Origin of the sequence: Streptosporangium sp. NPDC048047 (genome assembly GCF_040653115.1) — a bacterium.
Lineage (GTDB): Bacteria > Actinomycetota > Actinomycetes > Streptosporangiales > Streptosporangiaceae > Streptosporangium.
Genome location: NZ_JBEZNH010000043.1, coordinates 67,991 through 74,958 on the forward strand (window position 1 = coordinate 67,991; position 6,968 = coordinate 74,958).

The 6,968-nt window shown below is 71.1% G+C and carries 3 protein-coding genes; 1 reads left to right on the plus strand and 2 read right to left on the minus strand.

Annotated elements, in window-relative coordinates:
• Positions 1-19: 19 nt before the first annotated feature.
• Positions 20-2,506: a leucine--tRNA ligase gene (leuS, locus tag AB0D67_RS28970; RefSeq protein WP_362942743.1), complete on the minus strand. Its 2,487-nt coding sequence runs from the start codon at positions 2,504-2,506 to the stop codon at positions 20-22.
• A 559-nt stretch (positions 2,507-3,065) separates the two neighbouring features.
• On the opposite strand from leuS, the gene AB0D67_RS28975 reads away from it, so the two are divergent.
• Positions 3,066-4,859 carry a hypothetical protein gene (locus AB0D67_RS28975; protein ID WP_362942746.1) on the plus strand — a complete coding sequence of 598 codons (1,794 nt, stop codon included), beginning with the start codon at positions 3,066-3,068 and terminating at the stop codon, positions 4,857-4,859.
• Between the two features lie 37 nt (positions 4,860-4,896).
• Here AB0D67_RS28975 and AB0D67_RS28980 read toward each other — a convergent pair whose 3' ends face one another.
• Positions 4,897-6,171 carry a cytochrome P450 gene (locus tag AB0D67_RS28980; protein ID WP_362942749.1) on the minus strand — a complete coding sequence of 425 codons (1,275 nt, stop codon included), beginning with the start codon at positions 6,169-6,171 and terminating at the stop codon, positions 4,897-4,899.
• Between the last annotated feature and the right edge of the window lie 797 nt (positions 6,172-6,968).

The following is a 6,968-nucleotide window of genomic DNA, read 5'->3' on the forward strand; positions in this document are numbered from 1 at the left end:
TCCGGGCGCCCCTGGGGCGTCAGGGGACGATGTTGACCAGCTTCGGCGCACGGACGATGACCTTGCGCGGGTCACCGTCCAGGAAGGCCCGGACCTTGTCCGAGGCCAGCGCCAGCGTCTCCAGCTCGGCTTCGGAGATCCCCGGGGAGACCTCCAGCCGGTCGCGGACCTTGCCGGCGACCTGCACCACGCAGGTGACCGACTCCTGGACCAGCAGGGCCGGGTCGACCGCGGGCCAGCCCGCCCTGGCCACCGACGCGGGGTGGCCCAGCCGCTCCCAGCCCTCCTCGGCGGTGTACGGCGCGACCAGCGACAGCATGACCGCCAGCGCCTCGGCCGCCCCGCGGACCGCCGGATCGGCGGCGCCGGGACCGGCGTCGATGGCCTTGCGGGCCGCGCTCGTCAGCTCCATCAGGCGGGCCACCGCGACGTTGAAGCGGTGGGACTCGACCAGCTTGGTGACCTCGTCGACGGTCCGGTGGGTGAACCGGCGCAGCTCCAGGTCACCGGTGGAGACGTCGGCGCCGGGGGCGGAGGCCGCGCCGGCCTCGGCCATGACGCGGAACGCGCGGGCCAGGAACTTCTGCGACGCGGCCGGGGAGACGTCGGCCCAGTCGATGTCGTCCTCCGGCGGGCCGGCGAACACCACGGTCAGCCGGACGGCGTCCACGCCGTAGGCGTCGATCTGCTCGCCCAGGTCCACGCCGTTGCCCAGCGACTTCGACATCGCCTTGCCCTGGTTGATGACCTGGCCCTGGTTCAGCAGCCGCCGGAAGGGCTCGGTGAAGCCGACCAGGCCCATGTCGTGCAGGACCTTGGTGAAGAACCGCGCGTACAGCAGGTGCAGCACCGCGTGCTCGACGCCGCCGACGTACTGGTCGACCGGCCCCCACAGGCGCAGCTTCTCCACGTCGAACGGGCCCTCCTCGTAGGAGGGGTCCACGTAGCGCAGGAAGTACCAGGAGGAGTCGACGAAGGTGTCCATCGTGTCGGTGTCCCGCCGCGCGAAGCCGCCGCACTTGGGGCAGGCGACCTTGACCCACTCGTCGGCCGAGGCCAGCGGGGAGACGCCCTTGGGCGCCAGGGCCTCGCCGCGCAGGTCGGGCAGGGTGACCGGCAGCTGGTCGTCCGGGACCGGCACCTCGCCGCAGTCCGGGCAGTGGATGATCGGGATCGGGCAGCCCCAGAAGCGCTGGCGGGACAGCAGCCAGTCGCGCAGCCGGAAGTTGACCGTGGACCGTCCGGTGCCGCGCTCGGCCAGCACCTCGATGATCTTCCTGATCGCCTCGGTCTTGCTCAGCCCGTCCAGCGGGCCGGAGTTGACCAGGGTGCCCTCCCCCGCGGTGGCGACGCCGGTCTCGCCCGGGTCGGCCAGGCCGGTGTGCACGACGACCTGGACCGGCAGGTCGAAGGCGCGGGCGAAGTCCAGGTCACGCTGGTCGTGCGCGGGGACGGCCATGATGGCGCCGTGGCCGTAGTCGGACAGCACGTAGTCGGCCGCCCAGATCGGCATGCGCTCGCCGGTGACCGGGTTGATCGCGTGGCGGCCCAGGAAGACGCCGGTCTTCTCCTTCTCGGTGGACAGCCGGTCGATGTCCGACAGCTTGGCCACCTCGGCGCGGTACGCCTCGAACGCCTCCCGCTGCTCCTCGGAGACGATCTCCTCGGCCAGCGGGGCGTCCGGGGCGACCACGAAGAAGGTCGCGCCGTACAGGGTGTCGGGGCGGGTGGTGTAGACGGTGACCGGCTCGTCGCGGCCCTCGATCGCGAAGTCGACGTCGGCACCCTCGGAGCGGCCGATCCAGTTGCGCTGCATGGTCAGCACGCGCTCGGGCCACTGGCCCTCCAGCTGGGCCATGTCGTCCAGCAGCCGGTCGGCGTAGTCAGTGATCTTGAAATACCACTGGGTCAGCTCGCGGCGGACGACCTCGGCGCCGCACCGCTCGCACCTGCCGTCCTTGACCTGCTCGTTGGCCAGCACGGTCTGGTCGGCGGGGCACCAGTTGACCAGACCGCCCTTGCGGTGGGCCAGGCCGCGCTCGAAGAAGCGGTTGAACAGCCACTGGGTCCAGCGGTAGTACTCCGGGTCGCTGGTGTGCAGGCGGCGCGACCAGTCGAAGGAGATCCCGTAGCGCTTGAAGGAGTTCGCCTGGGTGTCGATGTTGGCGTAGGTCCACTCGGCCGGGTGGGCGTTCCGCTTGATCGCGGCGTTCTCGGCGGGCAGGCCGAAGGAGTCCCAGCCGATGGGGTGCAGCACGTTGTCGCCGCGCTGCAGCCGGTAGCGCGCCACCACGTCGCCGATGGCGAACGCCTCGGCGTGGCCCATGTGCAGGTCGCCCGAGGGATAGGGGAACATGTCGAGCACGTAGTACCGCTCGCGGGTGTCGGCCGGGTCGTCGTCGGCGCGGAAGGGCTGCAGCTCCTCCCACCGCCGCTGCCACTTGGCCTGCAGTGCCTGCGGGTCGTAGTGCTGCTCGTCGCTCTGTATGTCGGCTCGCTCGCTCACGTCAATCTTCCCTCGGTATACGTATGCGTAGGTGATCTGACCCATCCGGCCCAATAGAAAAACCCTTCGCGTTCACGCGAAGGGCAGCCGCACCGGCAGGGCGTCTAGCCCCGGGAAGGCCGGTGCGGCCCGGTAAGCAGCAGGGCCGCGGCACGCATATGTCAAGACTATCGCAGTTCGCAAGCCGGGTTCATGGCGTTCACGACCCGGAACGCCTTCGCTCGCGGCGAATCCCTGGAATCCGGGGCCATCCGGGGCCACGGCCCGGCAGAATGGGCCAGGGCATCGGATACGGGTGGGCCGAGATCCGATGGCGATGCGTCCGTTACGGCCTCACCTGCCTCGCCCGTTTACTCTTCTCACCGTGGCACACTCAGTCGAGCCGGGGCAGGGCCCGGACCCCTCCGAGGCCGGTCTGCCGTTGCAGGACCCGCCGACCGATCCCACCGGTCTCCAGTTCAGGGGGGGATTCTCTGGTTTCCCTGGGAACCATCCCGCCCCGCATGAGACCATGCCCAATACCCACAATTCGGGCGTCCGCGCAGGAGGTACGGAAGCAATGGCTTCGGAGCAGTCCAGCCAGTCGAGCCCGCCCCCGGCGTGGCCGCAACCGGCCGACCCTCCCGGCTGGGCGGACGACCCCCTCGGCACCGGCCCGCGACTGCCCCGTCCGCAGGACGTCTCCCAGGCCGGAGGCGCCGGGCAGACCTCGCCGGGCAACGGCTGGCAGGCCGCGATGGCGCAGGGCGACGACGTCTTCCGGCGGCAGGCGCCCGACCCGCGAACACCCCGCCCGCAGGCCCCGGACGCACGGCGGTCCGGCGACCAGAGCGGCGACTCGCCGCCGGGCGGCGACTCCTGGCGGACCGGCGTGCCCGGCAGCGGCTCCTGGCAGCAGGCCTTCGGCGCGCAGCCCCCGGCCGATCCTCAGGCCCCCGGCTCTCCCCCGGGAGGCGAGCAGTGGCGCAACGGCCCGCCATCCCGTGACGGCTCCCGCGAGAGCGACTGGAACGCAGCGTCCCCAACGTCCCCGGCGTCCGGCACCGGCTGGCACACCGAGCCGGGCGCCACCGCGGCGATGCCCGTCTACTCCCCCTCCCCGACGAACCCGCCGGGCGCCAACCCCGGCCCCCTCGGCCGCCGGGATCCCCTCACCGATCCCGACCCGTTCAACCGCGACCCGCTGTCCAACCCCGACCCGTTCGGCGCCCGAGACCCCTTCCGCCCCTCCCCGGAGGGCGGCCTCCCGGGGAGCGGGCCCCAGCCCGGCGGCTGGGCCCAGGCCGCGGGCGCCCCGCCGGAGGCCCCGGCGCACCCCGCGCCCGGGCGGAACGGCCCCGGCCAGGGGATGCCCCCGCAGGGCATGCCGGGCCACGGGATGCCCGGTCAGGCCGGCCAGCCCTTCCCCGGCGGCGGTAACGGCGGTCCGCAGCAGGACCCCCGGCAGGGCGCGGGCCAGCCGGGCGGCCACCTCAGCCGCGACCCCTCCGACCCCAACCGGCCGTTCGTCACGGCGGGCCAGATCAGCGGCCCGAAGACCCCGCCCCCGGAGCGCCAGCAGGAGCTGTGGGACACCGTCTTCGGCGACAACTACCAGGCCATGGGCGACGAGGACGACCTCGAAGGCCGGGGCAGGCCGGTCTGGATCTACGCGCTCGCCGGCTCCGCCGTGGTCGCGCTTGTCGGTGTGGTGCTCTGGGCGTTCCTGGCCGGACCGCTCGCTTCCGGCAAGGACGACCCCGAGACCGCCGCCCCGCAGACCAAGCCCTCGGCCGCCGCGAAGAACCCCGCCAAGAGCAGGTCGACGTCTCGCCTGCCGCGCTTCCCCGGCAAGGCGTCCCCGGTCTCCGGCACCCTGTCCGACCAGGCCGCGGCGATCAGCGTGCCCAGGCTCGGCGGCCCCTGGCGGCTGGACCAGCGGCCGGCCGTACAGACCTCCTACGGCTTCGACACCCGCCAGTACGTCCCCGCCGGCTCCGACACGGCGGGCAAGCCGCAGTTCGCCCAGGTGATGTCCGGTCCGCTCTCGGCCCGGATGAAGAGCAAGTACGTCGACGGCAGGCTCGCTCCGGTGATCAACGCGGTGGCCTCGGCCGCCCGCGGCAAGTTCTTCCCCCAGGAGAACACCGCCCGCAAGATCGCCCAGCAGACGCTGAAGGTCGGCGGGCACCCGGCGCAGCTCGCCGCCTACGAGATCACCGCCGGGGAGACGAAGACCACCATGGTGGTGGCGGCCGTGAACACCGGAGCCCAGCTGCCCTCGGTCGTCTACATGTCGGTGCCGGACGGCAAGAAGGAACTGCTGCCCGACATCAACACCGTCTTCACGTCGATCAAGCCCGCGGCCTCCTGACATCCGGGGAGACCCCGGCGATCCCGGGGTCTCCGGGTCAGAACTCGCAGGTCATGTGCTTGATGCCGTTGATGAAGCTGGAGTGGAGGCGCTCGGGCCCGCCGCCCTCGATGTCCGGCACCCTGCGCAGCAGCTCGCGGAGCATCACGGTGATCTCGCGGCGGGCCAGGTGTGCGCCGAGGCAGAAGTGCGGACCGGGACCGCCGAAGCCCACGTGCGGGTTGGGACTGCGGGTGATGTCGAAGCGGAGCGGGTCGGCGAAGACGCTCTCGTCGCGGTTGGCCGCCCAGTAGTACAGGACCACCTTCTCCCCCTCGCGGTAGAGGTGGCCGTTCATCTCGTGGTCCCGCATCACCTTCCGGCGCATGAAGTTCACCGGTGAGGCAAGGCGGACGATCTCCTCCACCGCGCCGGGAAGACGGCCGTCGAGGTCCGCGAGCAGCAGTGCGCGCTGGTCGGGATTGCGGGTGAGCAGGCGCAGGCCGTGCGAGATGGCGTTGCGGGTGGTCTCGTTGCCGGCCACGACCAGCAGGATGAAGAACGACCCGAGCTCCTGCGCGGTGAGCTTCTCCCCGTCGATGTTGGCGTTGACCAGCGACGAGGTGAGATCTCCGGTGGGCTCTTCGACCCGCGAGGCGGCGAGGTCCTGGACGAGCTGCTGAAGCTCCATCCCGGCGGTGAGCAGCTTCTCGGCGACCGAGGCCGTGTTGCCGCCGCCGTACTCGGGGTCGAAGCCGCCGAGGATCGTGTTCGAGCGGTCGAAGACGAAGCCGTACCGGTCCTCCGGGATGCCCATCATGTCGCAGATGATCTTCAGCGGGAGCTTGGCCGCGACCTCGGTGACGAAGTCACAGCCCGGGCCGGTGACGAGCAGGTCGTCCACGATCCGTGCGGCGGCCGCGTCGACGTCGGCCTCGAACTGCTTGATCATCTTGGGGGTGAACGCCCGGGAGACGATCCGGCGGAGCCGGGCATGCCGCGGGTCGTCCATGTTGATCATCGACCCGAAGTACTCGGTGAACTCCGGCGGCATGTCCGGGATGTTGGTGGCCCCGCCCTCCCCCGAGCGGAAGACCTCGGGCGTACGGCTGGCCTCCAGGATGTCGGCGTGTCTGACCAGCGCGTAGTAGCCGAGACCGCGAGGAGCGAAGGAGACCTCCGGCTCCTGGTAGAACGCCGGACTGGGAAGCTCGCGCAGCAACCGGAAGGCGTGCTCCCGCTCCGCCATGGGCCTGGCCCAGAAATCGTAGTCGGAAAGATCGAAGTCGCTCGCGGAGACGATCGGCTTCCGCTCGGCTGGCGTCACGCTCATAGTGCCCATCATTTTCGCAGGTCTCGATCGGGTCAATGGAGGGTTGTCGAAAGTCGCGGGTGAAGCGTCCGATGCTCTCGGCGAGGTGGTCCGGGGAGGCGCGACCGGTCTTCGCCCCAGTGAAGCGGACCGGCCCCGGCCGGGCATGCGGCGACGTGATCGTCCGTCAGCGCCGGCCGTCCCGGGAAGGCGATGTCCGATGGGTCGACGTCTTCCGCGGAACCGTCACACCACCTCCACTAGAACAGAGTTCGGTTTGTCGATCCTGCCACACGATCTTCCCGCCGACCAGACCGGGACGGCCCGAACCCCGAATCAGCGGCATGACGGACGGCGGCCTGCGGAACCCGTACGGCTCCCGTCTAAGGTGCTGGATCTCGCGGTCCATGAGCGACGATGTCTGCCCACGGAGAACGTCGGCGACCTCGAAGTACTGCGAGCGCGACGGCTCCACGACGGGGGCGCTTGCGCGGGCCTGCTCTACAGCACCCCTCATCGCTTTCCCCGCTCCGAGAACGCGATCGGCAGGCTGCTCTCCGCACTCGCCGAACGCCTCAACGACGAACTCCTGCCTTCGCCCGGCCAGGTGGACTGGCTGACCGGTTCTTCCCGAACCGGCAGGCGGTGCTCCGGCCCCCTTCGAGGCGGGACGTCTCCTCCGGCTTGGGCGAACCGGCGGTTGTGGGTGTTCCGGCCTGGGATGTCTCCCTGTGGTTTGCGCGGGTCGGGGTTGTCAGCCGGTTCGGGGGTTGTCGTGCTGGGCGGTGGTTCGCGCTGCGGTGGGTGGGTGTTCCGGC